Source organism: Sphingopyxis sp. CCNWLW2, from assembly GCF_037095755.1.
Classification (GTDB): Bacteria; Pseudomonadota; Alphaproteobacteria; order Sphingomonadales; family Sphingomonadaceae; genus Sphingopyxis.
In genome coordinates this window covers 2,152,719-2,169,485 of the sequence record NZ_JBAWKJ010000001.1, presented here as the reverse complement: position 1 = coordinate 2,169,485, position 16,767 = coordinate 2,152,719, and the positions used below count along the sequence as shown (strand labels likewise).

The following is a 16,767-nucleotide window of genomic DNA, read 5'->3' as shown; positions in this document are numbered from 1 at the left end:
CCTAAAGGCCCGAGAAGGTCAGCCCCACCGAAACGCGATTGTCCGTAAATTCGCGGCCCGCGGTCGCACCCCAGCTCGACTGGGTGCGCCGCTGCAGGTCGAACCGCAGCGCCATCCGCTTGCTCACGAGGTACGACGCGCTGCCACGCCAGGTCCAGCGGTCGTCGCGTCGGTCTATGTTGTTGAAATCGCGCTTTTCCAGCTCGCCGCCGGCGCTGATGATCAGATTACGCAGCAACTCATAATCGGCGCGCAGCGTCATATTGGTCGCGAGATAGCCGGTCGCGCCATTGACGCCCGTTTCCTTGATGCCGCGATCGACCGTGCCGGTAATCGTCACCAACGGGGTGAGGAAATAGGCCAGCTCGCCGCGCACGAGGAGGCCCGAGACGTCCTCGAATTCGACCGGCCGGTAATCCTGCTGGAAATAGCCGAGCCGCAGCGCCCCGCGCGCCTTGCGGCCCAGTTCGAAACTCGCGCCGCCGGCAAGCTCGAAGCCTTTGGAATCGCGCGCCGGCACCGGCCCGATGCGCTCGCGATAGTCGCGCTTGTTAAGCGAGCCCGCGACGAACAGCGCGATGCTCGGGCTCAGCGCATATTCGCCGACCGCCGTGCCGGTGTAGGTCGTATGATCGCGGAAATCCTGATCGATCGGATCGCCGCCGGGGGTGACGCTGTCGCTGTAGTTGCGGTTCTCGACATCGACCACGCCGCGCACGCGCAGCCGGTTGAAGACATGCGTGTAGGTCGCCGTCCCTCCGCTCAGCGTGAAGCGGACCGGCCGCGATGCCTGCGTCGGACTATCGGGCGAGACGCGTTCCTGGCTGTAGCGCCCGTTGCGCAGCGTCAGGTTCAGCGTGTCCGACTTGCTGATCGTGTAAAGCGCGCCGGCATTGACCGAATATTGGGTGGCGTTCTCGCTCGCACGGCTGGCGTAGCGCAAGAGGTCGAGCTCGCCGTCGAGCGACAGCTTGAGCGTCGGCGAAGGTCGGACCAGCGAGACGCGCGGGCGAATGCGCAGATAGGCGTCGCCGATCCGGTCATTCTCCTGCGCATAGAGATTGTCGTCATAGCCGGCGCCGATCGCCATGCGCGGCATCAGTTCGAGGACGCCGAGCTGGATCGGTTCGGGCGTATAATCGGGCCGGCGGCGTTCGAGCACGCCGATATTGCGGTCGCGCCCGAAACTATTCTCGCTCGAAACCGATCCAAGCCCGTCGGTCGCATCCGATTGTTGGGCGAGCGCGGGCATCGCGAAACCGCAGCTGCCGAGCAGCGCAAGGGTGACAACGCGCTTCATCGGCGGGCCAGCGTCACGAGCAGCGGCAGATGGTCCGATCCGGTGGCGGGAAACCGCCGCGCCGACACCAGTCCCCAGTCGGGCCCGGCATAAAGCTGGTCGATCGGCAGCACGGGAAAGGCACGCGGCCAGCTAGGCAGCGCGCGCGTCATGCGGGTGAGCGGTGCGAAGGCACGGTCCTGCTCACGCATCGCCGCGGCCCAAGGGGTCAGGTTCATGTCGCCTCCAACGATCAAGGAGCCGCGTTCGATCCGTGCCAGCGCGCGCGCTACATCGTGTCTGCGCACCGCCTGATCGCGCGATGTCGGGCGCGGATAGTGGAGCGTCACCACGGTAAACGGATCGCCGCCGGGCTCCGCAACCCGCGCCCAGAGCATCGCGGGACCGAATTTGCGGCCGCCCGGATCCTTCAGGAAATAGCCGCTGTCCACGATCGGCCAGCGCGAGAAGATCGCGAGGTCGCAGCCCGGCGGGCATTTGGTGGAAAAAGCGAAATGCTGGTCCAGCGCCGCTAGCATCGGGCGGAAACTGCCATCCACCTCCTGCAGCATCACGACATCGAGCTTGGCGTCGATGATCGCCTGCGCCGTATCGGCGGGGTCGCGATTGCTCCGCCAGACATTGTGGGTGAGCAGCCGGATCCGGGTCGTGCTCTTTTGCGCGGTCGGAATCGCGCGCGTCAGCTCGGGCATCACGCCAATCGCGACCGGCGTGAGGCCAACCACGGCTGCCACGACAGCCCAGCGCAGCTGCGGCCGGGCGAGCAGCAATCCGACCAGCACCGCCACGCCAAATATCGGCAGGAACGACGCCAGCACATCGAGCATCGGCACGAGCGCGTCGGCAAGCGACAGCCATGCAGCAAGACACGCCCCGCCGGTGAGCAGGATGCCAAAGGTTCGGGCCAGCTTCACGCCCGCGCGCGAATCCGGTTGCGCAGGGCATAGCTCGATTGCCGGACCGATGCGGGGATCAGCTTCGCGGCGAGCAGCAGCGCCGCGGTGCCGGCCCCCTCGGGCAGATAAAGATCGCCCACCCGGATCGCCGTGCGGCCCGGATATTTCATCGCATAGCGCGCATAATGCGCGATTTCCTGGTTCACGAGCCGCCGCAGCAACGCCGTCTCGCGCGCCGTCGCACCAGCGAGCATCCCGCGCGCGGTCGCAACGAGGCAGGGCACGTCGAGCGTCGTCGTCGACTTGCTGACCTTGTTGTCGCTGTCGCGGTGAAAGACCGCGGTGACGCGCGGATCGTACCGCAGCGCGCCCTTGGCGAGCACGCGCAGCCACAGATCCTTGTCGCCGCCGCGCACCGCGCGCCCTTCGGGGAACAGCCCCGCCTCGAACAAAGTATCGCGCCGGATCGCGATCGCGCCGGTCCACATCGGACATTCGCGCACCGCCAGCCAGGCCGCAAGAAAGCCGGCGAGATCGAGGCTTTGCGGCTGCTCCAGCTCGGGCGCGATCCGCTGCGGCTGCGAACGATCCTCGAACACATGGTCGAACCGCGTCGCCGCCGCACGTACGCCCGGGTCCGCGCTTATGCCTTCGGCGAGCACCGCGAGATGATCGGGCTGCCACAAGTCGTCGGCGTCGAGAAAGGCGATCCAGTCGCCGCGCGCCGCACGGATGCCGATATTGCGCCCGGCATAGCCACCCGGCCCCGGCGTCGAAAGGTCGAGCAGCTGGATCCGCGCGTCACCGATCGCGGCAACGATCTCACGCCCGCCATCGGTCGAACGATTGTCGACCACCAGTATTTCGTGTGGCGGAAACGTTTGGGCAAATACGCTCTCGATCGCGGCGCGCACATGCGCGGCCTTATTATAGAGCGGCATCACCACGGAAAATCGTGGAGCGTCATGGGGAGGAGTCATCAGTCGCGTGCTGCCTTTCGTCCCCCCGCCAGATTGAGATATTCGCTCACCGCCACCCCGGCGAGCTCCAATGTCAGCCACATTACGGCCAGCCGCCGCCGAAGCGACAATTCGCGCGAGATCGCCGCGCGGCGCAGCCGCCGGATCGTATCGACCGCGGTAATCCCGAGCACATGGACAAGGCGCGGGCGCCGCCGCGTGCGATCCCAGCGCCCGCCGCTCAGCCGCTGCCGCTTGCGTACCAGCTCGGCGCGGCTCGCGCGAACCGGATGGCGCACCATCATCGCCGGCACATAGATCAGCGGGTGACCGCTGTCGCGGATGCGCAGCGCCATCTGCCGGTCGCCGCCCGATTTGAGCGCCGCATCGAACCCGCCCAGCGCCTTCAGCAACGCCGTCTCGCTCGCCCAATTGGCCGTCGCGCAATTGCCGCGCGCGGCGTGCGCCTGCGGAAAGCTGAACAGCCGCTCGTAATCGCCGAACACCTCGCGCTCCTGCGCGATCTCGTCGAACAGCTCTATCTTGCCCGCAAGCACGCCGAACCCCGGATTCGCCGCCGCCGCGCGCAGCACTTGCTCGAGCCAGTCGGGCGCGGGTTCGCAATCGGCGTCGGTAAACGCGATGATCGGCGCGCGGACGCGCCCGATCGCGAGGTTGCGCGCGGCATAAGAGCCAGGGCGGCGCTCTTCGAGGAGCTCGACACCCAGATAGCTGCGCGCAATATCACGCGTTGCGTCGCTCGATCCATTGTCGACGACGATGATCTGATAGGCCGCGCGTGGAAGCGTCTGGCGCGCGAGCGCGTCGAGGCAACGGCCGAGCACCTTTTCGCCGTTCCACACGGGTATGACGACTGCGACTTGAAACATAGATACGCCTGTCCAGTGCCCCCGCACCGTTCCAATCGGCTGTCGACGGCATGCCGGTCAACAATATGCTGCACCTGCGAAGACGAGTTGCCCCGTTGACCGGACGACCGGAGCGCCGGTGCCTTCGCTCTCAAATAATTGCCCGCTACCAAGGATCGCGTCGGCCCGTCGTTGGTTCTGAACCGCGCAGCCATGCGCAACCGCAAGCAAAAAGGCGATCCAAGTGGGTGATTCCCTACCCGAATCGGGCAAAACCACCGAAGTCCTGGTGGTGTCCCTCGAATCAGCCGCGGCGCGCCGGGCGGCCTTCGCCGCGCGCGCGGCGGACACGTCGCTTGCATGGCGTTTCTTCGATGCCTGCACCGGCCCGGCGCCGGGGATGACGATCGACGAGCCCGCGATCCGCAGCAACAAGGGCCGGCCAATGAGCAAGGGCGAGATCGGCTGCTATGCCAGCCATTTCTCGATCTGGCAGGACATGGTCGCGCGCGGCGTGCGGCAGGCGATCGTCCTCGAGGATGATACGGTGGTCGACTGGGCCTATCTCGAACCGCTCGCGCGTACCGATCTTCGCGCCGAGGGGATCGACTATCTTCGGCTTTACGCCAAGCGCCCGACCTGGCAGCGCGTGGTGCGGCGCGACTTCCTCCAGCATTCGCGCGCGATCGTCGAGCTGGTCGGGCTTGCCTATGGCACGCAGGGCTATGCGATCACGCTCGAAGGCGCGCGGCGGCTCGCCGAGCATTGCCGCACCGTCCGCCGCCCGATCGATGACGAGATGGACCGGTCGTGGGCGCACGGCCTGCCCAATCTTGCGCTCTATCCCGCGCCGATCCTCGAAGCCGCGATCGTCTCGGACATCGGCAATTCGCGCTTCGGGCCCAAGGCCGATCCGCTCTATCATTCGATGCGGCAAAGAATGTGGCGGCAGGTCGAACGCGCACGCATGCGGATGCTGAAAGCGAGACGCCTGCTTGAGCGCTGACCTTCCCGCCCGCTTCGACGACGGGTTACGCGCGCGCAGTCGCAGCTCGATCGGCTGGACGATCACGCGTTTCCTGTCGGACCAGATCTTCTCGTTCGTCGTCTTCGTGATCCTCGCGCGGCTGCTCACGCGCGCGGATATCGGCGCATTCGCCGTTATGGCGGTGACCGCCGAAGCCTTCCGCATCATCGCCACCGCCGGGCTCGTGCAGACGATAGCCCGCAAGCGCGACATCACCCCGGCCTTCCTCGACACCATCTATCGCTCGCAGCAGGGCTTCTCCTTCCTCTCCGCCATATTGATCATGGCGCTGGCGCAGCCGATCGCGAACTGGATGGGCGCGCCCGACATCGCGCTGCCGCTCGCGGTGATGAGCCTCGCGCTGCCGATCTCCTCGTTCGGCGCCACGCATATGGCGCTGCGCCTGCGCGAGTTCGGGCATCGCACCACTGCGCTCCGCTCGGTCGTCGGCGGGCTGATCGGCGGCACCTGCGCGGTCGCCGCCGCCTTTGCCGGACTCGGCCTCTGGAGCCTTGTCATCCAGCGCCTCGTGACCGAGATCGTCGGGGTCATACTCTCGCGCGCCTCCTATGACTGGAAGCCGGGCTGGCAATTCGACTGGGTCATATTGCGCGGCAATCTGATGCTCAATGCCAGCCTGATCTACGTCCAGCTCGCCTTCCTCGCGACGGTGCGCGTGCAGGAGATGGCAATCGGCGCCGGGATCGGGCTCGCCGCGGTGGGTGTCTATCGCACCGCCTGGCGCACCGTCGAGCTGATCGGCCGCGGCGCGATCCAGCCCTTTACGCAGGTCGCGGTACAGACGCTCGCGCGGGTCAAGGACGACCCCGCCGAGCTCAGCAAAGCCTATCGCTGGATGATTGCGCGCGCGTCGGCGCTTTCCTTTCCCGCGCTCGTCGGTTTCGGTGCGCTCGCGCCGGTCGCGATCCCCACCGTGTTCGGCGCCAAATGGGCCGAAGCCGGGCAGCTCGCCCAGATCTTCGCCTTCATGGCGGTGCCCTTCACGCTCAACTTCTTCGCCTCGCCCTCGCTCAGCGTGCTCGGCGCGTCGCGCAGCCTGATCTCGCTGTCGACGACGCAGCTGATACTCGGCGTGATCCTGACGCTCGCGGCGCTCCCTTACGGGCTTTTCGCGGTCGCCGTCTCATACGTCGGGCGCGCCTACCTCACCTTGCCGCTGCAGATCTGGCTGCTCCGCCGCGCCTCGGGCATTCGTCCGGTCGACAGCTTACGCGCGGTCGGCGCGCCGCTCATCGCATCCTCGGTGATGGGCGTCGCGCTCGCGATCGCGATGCGGCTGCTCGATACGCATCTGGCCGGCTGGCAATCGCTGCTGCTGCTCACCGCGATCGGTGCGCTCTTCTACGCGGTCGCGCTGCTCGCCATCTCGGGCGCGTGGCGCGGCCGTTTCCTGTTCCTGTTCAAACGCTTCAGAAAGAGCCCGATATGACCAAGAAGACCGCCGACCAGCTCGTCGGCGAACTCGCCCAGCGTTTCACGCGCACGCTCGATGCAGTGATCCCCGCGGGCCCGCTCGCGCTGGTCGACTTCCCCGATCACTCCAATGTCGGCGATTCGGCGATCTGGCTCGGCGAGATGGCGTATCTGCGCAAGTCAGGCCGCCTTCCGGCCTATTATTCGGCGATCGCCGATTTCGACGATACGGCATGCCGCGCGGCGATCGGCGACGGGCCGATCCTGATCCACGGCGGCGGCAATATGGGGACGCTCTGGCCCAAGCATGAAGCCTTCCGCCTGCACCTCCTTCGCACGCATCGCGGCCACCCGATCGTCCAGATGCCGCAGTCGATCCACTATGCCGACCCCGCTGCCGCGGCGGAAATGGCCGAGGCGATCCGTGCGCACGGCCAATTCACCCTGCTCGTCCGCGACGCCCGCTCGCTCGCCTTTGCCGAGCAGCATTTCGATTGCGATATCCGGCTTTGCCCCGATGCCGCGCTGATGCTCGGCCGCCAGCGCCGCGATCCCGCTACCGCGCCGGTCTTCGCGCTGCTGCGCACCGATCATGAACGCGCCGCCGGCGACGCCGCGCTGCCCGCGGGCGTCATCGCCGACGACTGGCTCGAAGAGGATGCCGGCCAGAAACGCCGCCTGCGCCTGTCGCTGGGGCTCGGCCGCCTCCTCACCCGCGATCCGATGGTACAGCGCGCCGCGCGGCAGCAGCGTCTGGCCGAATGGCGCTTCCAGCGTGGCCTTACGATGCTGTCGACCGGCGAGCTGGTCGTCACCGACCGGCTGCACGCGCACATCCTCTCGCTGCTGCTCGACATCCCGCATGTGCTGCTCGACAACATCTATGGCAAGGTCGCGGGCTTCGCCGATCAATGGACGGGCGATTATGCGGGGCTGATGCGCGCGACAAATCGCGCCGAAGCCTTCGACACCGCGTTGGCGTGCCGCGCGCCCCAAATCGTGGACGGCTAAGCGCCGTCCACGGGGCACCGTTCAATAAGCGTTGCGGTGGACGAGCACCTGCGCGGTGCGCGCGAGGATCGAAACGTCGCGCAGCAGCGACCAGCCGTGCTGATATTCCAGATCGGACTCGAGCCGGTCCAGAATATCGCGCCGGGTGTTGGTCGCCCCGCGAAACCCGCGAATCTGGGCGAGGCCGGTGATCCCGGGCTTGAGCGCGTGACGGTGCCAATATTGCCGGTCGACCCGCCAGAACAGTTCGTTCCCGGCGGTCGAACCCAGCGCGTGCGGACGCGGCCCGACGAGGCTCATCTCGCCCGACAGCACGTTGATCAGCTGCGGCAGCTCGTCGATGCTTGTCGCGCGGATGAACCGTCCGACGCGCGTGATCCGGTCGTCGTCGCGGCTCGCCGAGCGCGCGCCGTTCGCGTCGGTCGTCTCGGCGCGCATGCTGCGGAATTTCAGGATCCGGAAGATGCGGTTGCCGCGCCCCATTCGCTCCTGACGGAAAAAGACCGGTCCGGGCGAGTCGAGCTTGATCGCCAGCGCGACGATCAACAGCAGCGGCGACAGCAGGATCAGCGCCGGAATCGTCACCGCCAGATCGAGCGCACGCTTTTTCACCCGGTTCGCGCGGTTGAGCGGCCCCCACGACACCACCAGCGTCGTCACCCCGCCGCGCTGGCGCGTGGTTAGCGGCCCCAGTTCGGCAATCTCGGGCATCACGATCTCGCCGACGATGTTCACGCCCTTCAGCGCGCGCGCCCACTCGACCTTGTATTCAGGCGCGCAAACGATTGTCACCCGGTCGTAATCCTGAAGCACGGTGCCGAGGCGATCGAGCATATAGGGATCGTCGAGATCGGTGCGGAGCCCCGACGCGCGTGCGTCGATAATCTCGCGGCCAAAATAGGCAGTGGGCAGGTTCGCGCCGTCGACGATCACGAGCTCGGCAGTCATGTCGCCGAAAGCCCGGCGCACGATCCGGCACAGCAACAGCCGTTGGCTTACCAACAAGGTCACCGCGGTCACCATGCCCATGCCGACCGCCAGACGCGGCATCTTGCCGGTCAGCCGGAACGAAAAGGCGACCAGCAGAAAGACGAACAGAGTCGTCGCGAACGACAGCAGCGTCTGGCGAACGCTCTTGACCGGACGGGTCAGACAGCGCGGATTATAGGCCTGATTCTGGAAGGCGATCGCGAAATGGACGAACAGGGCGCCCAGCATCGCGGTCAACAATCCTTCCGAGATGCTCCGGGGCTGCTCGATCATCAGCGTCACGGCGAAGCCCACCGCGAGCGCCGCCGCGTCCAGCGCTATCAATCCCAGACAGAGCCATATCTTGGCATCGCGCCGCGCCGCTTTCGCGAGCGGCGTTCGAATGGGTGCGCCTTGGAGCGCCAAGTCGATTTTGGTCATGGGATGGGGAGCTCCCTGGGGTTGGCTATATTGTTGCAATGCAACATGTCTTGAGCGCCAGGGAATACAAGCGGGCCGCGCGGGCACGTGCCGGATACAAGATGATCCGTGCGGATACCATTTGGTACGCCGCAATGCGGGCAAAACGGCCCGGGCGGCGCGAACCGCCCGGGCCGTGCGTTTATCAGAAGGCTGCGGTCAGGCTGGCCACCACCGCGGCGTCGGCAATCGAACCGGTCCCGTCCCCACCCTTGCTGAAATTGGGCTGCAGGCGCGCCGCCTCGGACTTGCTGATGTTCGTATCGATATAGGACACGCCCAGCGTCAGGTTGCGCCAGCTGGCGTCCATACCGAGCGACCAATCCCAGTAGCTACCCGTCGGGGCAACGCTGGTGCCGTTGGGGCCGAGGCCAGGATTGCCGTCCGAATGGCCGACATGCGCCTTTGCGGTGAACGGGGTGCCGGGAATGGCGACCGCGCCGTCGCCCCACAGATACAGGTTATCGTCGCTCTGCCCGCGGCTGTTCGGTGCGTTCGAGACATTGGCGAGCGCATGTTGCTTGGGCGCATAGGCGGCCCCCGCAGTCAGGGCGGCCGGTCCGACGGTTCCCGACAGCTTTACATAAGGCTCGGCGAAATCCGATTCATCGGCGCCGCCGGGATACATGTACCAGACGAGGCCGACATCGAGCGCGGCCTTGTCGCTCAGCGGCAATTTATAACCGCCGATCAGATCGAGTTCCATATTGGCGCCCCCGAACGTACCCCACCCGGCGAGGTTCGATGCCCAGACACCTGCATAGAGGCCGCTTTGATGGGTCAGCGTCAGGCCGCCCTGAACGGCCATTTCTTCGTCGGACTGCGAGACGCCGCGGAAACGGTAATCGGATGCGATGGTCGCGGACCCCGTAATCGTGACGGATTTTGCCTCTTCTTCCTGCGCAAAGGCGGCGGCCGGCAAAAGGCCCGCGAGCAGGGCGGCGGCTGAGATAATGGTCTTCATATGATCCTCTGATATGGCCTCTTTCCGGAGTGGGGAGGCTGGCGAGGACGCCCAACTAGATCAGCGCGGCATTGGAAATCGAGAGGAACGGACGATCAATTGCATAGTGTTTTCGTTATGCTCCGGGCCGCCCGCCCGCCGGGGGTCCGGCAGGATTCTGCAAATCCCCTTCGAAGGAAAATGGCGCGTCCGAAACCCCGGGAGGCAATCGCCGCCATCGCACCGAAACCTCGACCGTTTCCCACAATCCCGGGCCGACAAACAGCAGGGCGCTTCCGGCGCTCGCGCTAAGGAAGGTCGCCGCCGACAGGATGATCATCAGCGCACCCGGATCGCGCGGTCCGGTGATCAGCGCCATGTGATGAAGCCTGAACGCGAACAGCCAGCCGATGCCGACGAGGACGATACCCAGAGCGCGCAGCCCGATATTGGCGGCGCGCGTTTCATGCCATTTCTTCATCTCGAACCTCCAACGGGAGGCCGTCCAATTACGCATGATCGCGTAGGAATTCGAGAGCGGGAAACCGGAACGCGCATTGAGATTGCGTATAATTCGGACGGCTTGCGGCGGAGGTCCGGCCTCAGCGCATCGCGTCGGCCAGGAAAGCGACCAGCGCGATGATCCCGCACATATAGATTGTGAGGATCAAAGGCCCTTGTGCGCCCAGCCAGTCGACGATCCGGTCGTGCTTCGACTGCCGCGAAGCGTGCGGCGGGGTTTTGAAATTGTCGCGAATCATGACGATTCAATAGGGGCTTGCGCCATTTTAAATCGAGAGCAGGTCAGCCCGAAGTCCATATGATCGGCATAGAATCTGCGCGATTTAATGCTCCCGTCCGGCTTCGTCGCCCGGCATGTCGCTCACCGACCGCAGGCGATAGCCGATTCCGAGTTCGTTGCTGATGATCTGCGGTTGTTGCGGATCGCTCTCGAGCTTCTGGCGCAGGGTGCGGACGAGAACGCGCAGATATTCGACATGATGCTCGACCTCGTGCGGCCAGACCTCTGCCATGATCTGCTTGTGCGTGATGACCCGCCCCGGGTGCCGCGCAAGCTGCGCGAGCACCGCATATTCCTTCGGAGTCAGATGGATCTCGCGGCCCGCTTTGACGACGGTGCGCGCGATGAGGTCGATCGTCACATCGCCCGCGGTCACCGCCAGCATTCCGCCGTCGCGGGTCATCCGGTTGCGCAAGGCGACGCGCACGCGCGCGAGCAATTCGTCGGTGTCGAAGGGTTTGGTCAGATAGTCGTCGGCGCCCAGATCGAGCGCGGCAACCTTCTGGTCGGTCGCATCGCGCGCCGAGACGACGATCAACGTCGTGTCCGACTGCTGTTTGACGAGGGGCACAAGCTCCAGCCCGTCGCGATCGGGCAGGCCCAGATCGAGCAGCACGATGTCGGGGCGCTCGTCGCGAAGCATTTCGAGCGCTTCGCGGGCACTCTCGGCTTCGACGATCGCATAGTCGGCGCGCGCCAGCGCGGCATGGATCAGGCGGCGGATATGCAGCTCGTCGTCCACGACCAGAACCTTGTGACGCACTTTCATGGTTGTTCCTTGTCGTCCAGATGCGTGATGATCAGCCGCTCGGGGATGCGAATGGTAAAGCAGGCGCCGTGCGGATCTTCATTGTTGCTCGCCTCGACCGACAGCCCCATCGCCTCGGCAAATCCCTTGACGATCGCGAGCCCGAGGCCGGTGCCGTGCTTCGCGCGATCGCTGCCCTCGAGCCGGGTGAAGGTTTCGAAGACGCGCTTCTCGTTTCCGGGCGCGATCCCCGGCCCCTGATCGATGATCGACATCGATATGGCATCGGCGGCGCGGCGGGCGCGAATGACGATCGGGGTGCCGGGGTCGGCGTAGCGCCCGGCATTGTCGAGCAGATTGATCAGGCAATGGTGGAGCAGCACCGGATCGACCCGCACCAGCGGGATATTGGGCGAAATATCGACCTTGACCTCGTGCCCGGCGAGCGAGGCGCGCGTATCGTGCGCCGCGCTGGCGGCGGCGTCGAACAGGTCGGTCGCCTCGACCTTCATCGGCAGCGCACCCGCCTCGACACGCGCCATGTCGAGCAGGTTCGACACGAAACGATTGAGGCGAAGCGCCTCGGTCTCGATCGTCTCGGCCAGCAGCGCCGAGGGATTGCGCCGGATTTCCTGCGCGGCCGAGAGGATTGTGGTGAGCGGGGTGCGAAGGTCGTGGCTGACCGACGACAGCAGCGCCGAGCGCAGGCGATCGCGTTCGTCGACCTGCCGCGTGCGAAGCGATTCTTCCTCAAGCTCCATGCGGTCGAGCGCGATCGACGCCTGATCGAGCAGGCTCATCAACAGCGGCACCTGATCCGAACGGACGGGCTCGCGCGCGTCGTCGCGCGTCATGCCGAGCACGCCGAGCACGCCGCGCGTCGTGCGCAAGGGATGGAACAGCCAGTCCGACGCGGTGAGGGTCGACGACCCGCGCCCCGCCGGCTGCTCATTGTCCATCGCCCACTGCGCCGCCGCGCGCTCGATCTGTTCGAGTCGATCTTCGGGCGGAACTGCGGCGCGCAGCATCGGACCATCGGCCGACGGCAGCAGCAGCGCGGTGCGGACATCGAGCAACCGTCCGACCTCGGCACAGATCGCGTGCATCAGCGTGTCCTGATCGGGCGCCGCGGTCAATTGCCGCGAGAAGCTGGCGAGCGCCGCATTCTGGCGCGCGCTCCACTGGGCCAGATCGGCCTGGGCGCGTACGCGCGCCGCAAACTGGCTGGTCACCACGGCGACGCCGAGCAGCACGAGGATGCTGACGACATTTTCGGGATTGTTGACGCTGAGCGTCCCGACCGGCGGCAGGAAGAAGAAATTATAGGCGAGGCTGGAGGCGAGTCCGGCAAACAGACCGGCGCGCAGGCCAAAGGTCGCCGCGGCGAACATGACCGGGAGCAGATAGAGCAAGGCAATATTGCCGAGATCGATAACGGCGAGCAGAAGACGGCCGAGCGCCGTCATCGCGGCGACCATCGCCAGCGACCAGAGATAGTCCGAAGGTTTGCCCCAGCGCCCCGGAACCATCAGCCGACCGCGCCGGGTCAGCTGCGCACCGGGTTCGCCGGGCAGCACATGCACCGCGACATCGTCGATCGTCCGCACCAGCTGGTCGACGACCGACCCGTGGCGCATTTCGAACCACCAGGGCCGGGCCGACTTGCCGATGACGATCTGCGTCGCGCGCGCATCGCTGGCGAAGCTGCGCAGCCCTTTGACCACGCTCTCCGCCGGAACGGTCGCGGTCGATGCGCCGAGCCGCGAGGCGAGCGCGAGCGTGTCGGCGAGCTGGCGGCGATCGGCGTCGGTCATATGCTGGCTGCGCCGCGTCTCGATATAGACCGCGGTCCACGGCGCCCTCAGCGCATCGGCAAGCCTTTTGCCCGCGCGGACAAGCTCGGCGGCAACGGGCAGCTCGCTGACCGCCACGACAATCCGTTCGCCAACGGCAAAGCTGCCCGCGAGCGCGTGGCTGCGCACATGCTCGAGCATCTGCGCATCGACCGCCTGCGCGGCGCGGCGCAGCGCGAGTTCGCGCAGCGCGGTGAGGTTCGATTTCGAGAAGAAATGGGTGAGCGCGCGCGTCGCTTCCTGCGGGATATAGACCTTGCCGTCGCGCAGCCGCTCGATCAGTTCGTCGGGCGGGATGTCGACCACCTCGATCTCGGCATTTTCGAGGATCGAGTCGGGCACCGTTTCGCGGACGCGGACGCGGGTGAAGGAGGCGACGACGTCGTTGAGGCTCTCGACGTGCTGGATATTGATCGTCGAATAGACGTCGATGCCCGCATCGAGCAGTTCCTCGACGTCCTGATAGCGCTTGGGGTGGCGGCTGCCCGGCGCGTTGGTGTGCGCGAGTTCGTCGACGAGGACGAGTGCGGGGCGGCGTTCGAGGATCGCATCGATGTCCATCTCGCCGAGGCTATGGCCCTGATGGTCGACGTCGCGGCGCGGGATGATCTCGTGGCCGTGAACCAGCGCCTCGGTCTCGCGCCGCCCGTGCGTCTCGACCACGCCGATCACGACATCGACGCCGGCCTCGCGGCGTTGCCGTCCGTCGGTGAGCATCTCCCACGTCTTGCCGACGCCGGGCGCGGCGCCGAGAAAGACTTTGAGACGGCCACGGCCTTCCTGCGCCGCCTGGCGCAGGAAGGCTTCGGGAGATGGTCGATCATTTCCTGTCACGCGGCGGGTTTAGCCCCAAAAGCATCGAGCCGTCGATTGAGCTTGAACACATTGACGCGCGGCTCGCCAAGAAAGCCGAGCAGCGGCTTGTCGACGCTCTGTTCGACGAGCCCGCGAACCGCCGCCGCATCGAGCCCGCGCGCCTTTGCAACGCGGTCGACCTGATAGAAGGCGGCGTCGGGCGTGATGTCGGGGTCGAGGCCCGAACCCGATGCCGTGACGAGATCCGAGGGCACGGCCTTGCCGGGTTCGGCGGTCTTCAATTTCTCGACATCGCCCTTGACCCGGTCGACGAGCGCCTGCGACGTCGGGCCGAGGTTCGACCCCGACGAGGCAAGCCCGTCATAGCCGTCGCCCGCCGCCGAAGGGCGCGTGTTGAAATAGCGTTCCGACGCGAAAGCCTGGCCGACCACGGTCGAACCGACGACCTTGCCATTCTCCTCGACGAGGCTGCCGTTCGCCTGGCTGGGGAAGAGTGCCTGCCCGATGCCCGTGAGCGCCAGCGGGTAAGCGAGCCCGAGGAGCAAAGCGAAGAGCAGCGTCATAACGAGCGCCGGACGCAGCGAGGTGATGAAATCCTTGTTCATTGTCATATCCTCAGACGAGACCCAGGCCGCCGACCGCGAGGTCGATCAGCTTGATGCCGACAAAAGGTGCCACCAGGCCGCCAAGGCCATAGACGGCGAGGTTGCGTGCGAGCAGCGGCCCCGCGCCCATCGGGCGATAGGTCACGCCCTTCAATGCGAGCGGAACGAGCATCGGGATGATCAGCGCGTTGAAGATGATCGCCGACAGGATCGCGCTCTCGGGGCTGGTCAGCCCCATCACGTTGAGCACGCCAAGGCTCGGATAGAGCACGATGAACATCGCGGGGATGATCGCGAAATATTTGGCGACGTCGTTGGCGACCGAGAAGGTCGTCAGCGCCCCGCGCGTCATCAGCAGCTGTTTGCCGAGGCCGACAACCTCGATCAGCTTGGTCGGGTCGCTGTCGAGATCGACCATATTGCCCGCCTCGCGCGCCGCCTGCGTGCCGGTGTTCATCGCGACCCCGACGTCGGCCTGCGCGAGCGCCGGGGCGTCGTTGGTGCCGTCGCCGCACATCGCGACGAGCCGCCCGCCCTGCTGTTCCTTGCGGATCAGCTCGAGCTTGTCCTCGGGCGTTGCCTGCGCGAGGAAATCGTCGACCCCCGCCTCGGCGGCGATTGCCGCCGCGGTGAGCGGGTTGTCGCCGGTGATCATCACCGTGCGGATGCCCATCGCGCGCAGTTCGCCGAAGCGTTCGCGGATGCCTGCCTTGACGATATCCTTCAGGAAGATCGCGCCGAGCAGCTGGCCGTCCTTCGCGACCGCGAGCGGCGTGCCGCCCGCGCGCGCGATTTCGTCGGTGATGCGGCGCAGTTCAGTCGCGGCAGCGGTCGCTTCCGCACCCGGATTGGCCTTGAGCACCGAGTCCACCGCGCCCTTCTGGATCACGCTGCCCGCATGCTTGATGCCCGAGATACGCGTCTGCGCGGTGAACGGAATGATCTCGGCGCCCCCCGGCAAGTCGGTCATCGTCTGGCCGAACTTCTCGCGCGCCAATGCGACGATCGAGCGGCCCTCTGGGGTTTCGTCGGCGAGGCTCGCCAGCAGCGCGGCCTCCGAAAGGACCGTCATCGACTGGCCGCCCACCGGACGGAATTCGGTCGCTTGACGGTCGCCGACGGTGATCGTGCCGGTCTTGTCGAGCAGCAGGACATCGACGTCGCCCGCCGCCTCGACCGCGCGCCCCGACTTGGCGAGCACGTTGAAGCGCACGAGGCGGTCCATGCCTGCGATGCCGATGGCGGAGAGCAAAGCCGCGATCGTCGTCGGGATGAGCGTGATCAGCAGCGCCGCGAGAATCGCGACGGGGATGCTTCCGCCCGCATAGCTCGCAAAGCTGGGGATCGTGCCGACAGCGATCAGGAAGATGATCGTGAGGCCGACGAGCAGCAGGGTCAGCGCGATTTCGTTCGGCGTCTTCTGCCGTTCGGCGCCTTCGACGAGCGCAATCATCCGGTCGAGGAAGCCCTGCCCCGGATTGACCGTCACCTGGACGCGGATTTCGTCCGAAATGACGCGCGTGCCCGCGGTGACCGCCGAACGGTCGCCGCCGGCCTCGCGGATCACCGGAGCGCTTTCGCCGGTGATCGCCGCTTCGTTGACCGACGCGACGCCGGCGATCACCTCACCGTCGGACGGAATGAGGTCACCCGTTTCGACGAGCACGACATCGCCGACCTTGAGCGCGCTTGCCGGCACGGCGTCCCATGCCTTCCCTTCGCCCTTCAGCCGCTTGGCGGTCAGTTCGGCCTTGGTGGCGCGCAGCGAGGCGGCCTGCGCCTTGCCGCGCCCTTCGGCGAGCGCCTCGGCGAAGGTGCCGAAGAGCACCGTCAGCCAGAGCCAGATCACGAGCTGCAGTTTGAAGCCCGTCGCGAGGCTGTCCTGGCCGACGACGAGCAGCACCGTCAGCAAGGTCGCCACGACCGCCGTGGTGAACATCACCGGGTTGCGGATCAGTTCTTTGGGATTGAGTTTGCGGAAGGCGTCGCCGATCGCCGGAACGATCAGCTCTGCCGTGAACAGGGACTTGGTTTGAGGCCGAGCCATTTGCGATA

Annotated in this window: 15 protein-coding genes; 3 read left to right on the top strand and 12 right to left on the bottom strand. The window is 66.3% G+C overall.

The window, feature by feature from the left end; genetic code table 11:
• Nucleotide 1 precedes the first annotated feature (1 nt).
• The 4 genes from V8J55_RS10375 to V8J55_RS10360 are packed head-to-tail and all read right to left on the bottom strand — an operon-like array spanning nt 2 to nt 4,045.
• Nucleotides 2-1,300 carry an outer membrane beta-barrel protein gene (locus tag V8J55_RS10375; protein WP_336445519.1) on the bottom strand — a complete coding sequence of 433 codons (1,299 nt, stop codon included), beginning with the start codon at nt 1,298-1,300 and terminating at the stop codon, nt 2-4.
• Nucleotides 1,297-2,214: an endonuclease/exonuclease/phosphatase family protein gene (locus tag V8J55_RS10370; RefSeq protein ID WP_336445518.1), complete on the bottom strand. Its 918-nt coding sequence runs from the start codon at nt 2,212-2,214 to the stop codon at nt 1,297-1,299. The genes V8J55_RS10375 and V8J55_RS10370 overlap by 4 nt, the downstream gene beginning before the upstream one ends.
• A complete protein-coding gene (locus V8J55_RS10365; protein ID WP_336445517.1) occupies nt 2,211-3,176 on the bottom strand; it encodes a glycosyltransferase family 2 protein in 966 nt (321 codons plus the stop codon). Before V8J55_RS10365 ends, V8J55_RS10370 begins: the two co-directional genes overlap by 4 nt.
• The gene (locus V8J55_RS10360) at nt 3,176-4,045 is read right to left on the bottom strand and encodes a glycosyltransferase (protein ID WP_336445516.1); all 870 of its coding nucleotides are present in this window, start codon (nt 4,043-4,045) and stop codon (nt 3,176-3,178) included. The genes V8J55_RS10365 and V8J55_RS10360 overlap by 1 nt, the downstream gene beginning before the upstream one ends.
• Before the next feature lie 223 nt (nt 4,046-4,268).
• Here V8J55_RS10360 and V8J55_RS10355 point away from each other — a divergent pair, with 223 nt between their 5' ends.
• Genes V8J55_RS10355 through V8J55_RS10345 form a run of 3 tightly spaced genes read left to right on the top strand, consistent with a single transcriptional unit; the run spans nt 4,269 to nt 7,496 of the window.
• Nucleotides 4,269-5,030 (top strand): glycosyltransferase family 25 protein, encoded by a 762-nt coding sequence (locus tag V8J55_RS10355; RefSeq protein WP_336445515.1) that lies wholly within the window; start codon nt 4,269-4,271, stop codon nt 5,028-5,030.
• The gene (locus V8J55_RS10350) at nt 5,020-6,501 is read left to right on the top strand and encodes a lipopolysaccharide biosynthesis protein (RefSeq protein WP_336445514.1); all 1,482 of its coding nucleotides are present in this window, start codon (nt 5,020-5,022) and stop codon (nt 6,499-6,501) included. Before V8J55_RS10355 ends, V8J55_RS10350 begins: the two co-directional genes overlap by 11 nt.
• On the top strand, nt 6,498-7,496 hold the full coding sequence (locus tag V8J55_RS10345; protein ID WP_336445513.1) for a polysaccharide pyruvyl transferase family protein: 999 nt from the start codon (nt 6,498-6,500) through the stop codon (nt 7,494-7,496). Before V8J55_RS10350 ends, V8J55_RS10345 begins: the two co-directional genes overlap by 4 nt.
• A 21-nt stretch (nt 7,497-7,517) precedes the next feature.
• Here the strand turns inward: V8J55_RS10345 and V8J55_RS10340 are convergent, their stop codons facing one another.
• The 8 genes from V8J55_RS10340 to kdpB all read right to left on the bottom strand — a co-directional run bounded on the left by V8J55_RS10340 (nt 7,518) and on the right by kdpB (nt 16,759).
• Nucleotides 7,518-8,906, bottom strand: coding sequence for an exopolysaccharide biosynthesis polyprenyl glycosylphosphotransferase (locus V8J55_RS10340; protein WP_336445512.1), 1,389 nt, complete (start codon nt 8,904-8,906; stop codon nt 7,518-7,520).
• A 184-nt stretch (nt 8,907-9,090) separates the two neighbouring features.
• The gene (locus V8J55_RS10335; protein ID WP_336445511.1) at nt 9,091-9,909 is read right to left on the bottom strand and encodes a TorF family putative porin; all 819 of its coding nucleotides are present in this window, start codon (nt 9,907-9,909) and stop codon (nt 9,091-9,093) included.
• 115 nt (nt 9,910-10,024) lie between these two features.
• Nucleotides 10,025-10,369 carry a hypothetical protein gene (locus V8J55_RS10330; RefSeq protein WP_336445509.1) on the bottom strand — a complete coding sequence of 115 codons (345 nt, stop codon included), beginning with the start codon at nt 10,367-10,369 and terminating at the stop codon, nt 10,025-10,027.
• 121 nt (nt 10,370-10,490) lie between these two features.
• The gene (locus V8J55_RS10325) at nt 10,491-10,649 is read right to left on the bottom strand and encodes a hypothetical protein (RefSeq protein ID WP_336445508.1); all 159 of its coding nucleotides are present in this window, start codon (nt 10,647-10,649) and stop codon (nt 10,491-10,493) included.
• Between the two features lie 84 nt (nt 10,650-10,733).
• Nucleotides 10,734-11,459 carry a response regulator transcription factor gene (locus V8J55_RS10320; protein WP_336445507.1) on the bottom strand — a complete coding sequence of 242 codons (726 nt, stop codon included), beginning with the start codon at nt 11,457-11,459 and terminating at the stop codon, nt 10,734-10,736.
• Entirely contained in the window at nt 11,456-14,125 is a 2,670-nt protein-coding gene (locus tag V8J55_RS10315; RefSeq protein WP_336445506.1) for a sensor histidine kinase KdpD, read from the bottom strand. Before V8J55_RS10315 ends, V8J55_RS10320 begins: the two co-directional genes overlap by 4 nt.
• The gene (gene kdpC, locus V8J55_RS10310; RefSeq protein WP_336445505.1) at nt 14,122-14,712 is read right to left on the bottom strand and encodes a potassium-transporting ATPase subunit KdpC; all 591 of its coding nucleotides are present in this window, start codon (nt 14,710-14,712) and stop codon (nt 14,122-14,124) included. Before kdpC ends, V8J55_RS10315 begins: the two co-directional genes overlap by 4 nt.
• Nucleotides 14,713-14,722: 10 nt before the next feature.
• Complete coding sequence (gene kdpB, locus V8J55_RS10305) at nt 14,723-16,759, bottom strand: potassium-transporting ATPase subunit KdpB (RefSeq protein ID WP_336445504.1); 2,037 nt, start codon at nt 16,757-16,759, stop codon at nt 14,723-14,725.
• Nucleotides 16,760-16,767 lie beyond the last annotated feature (8 nt).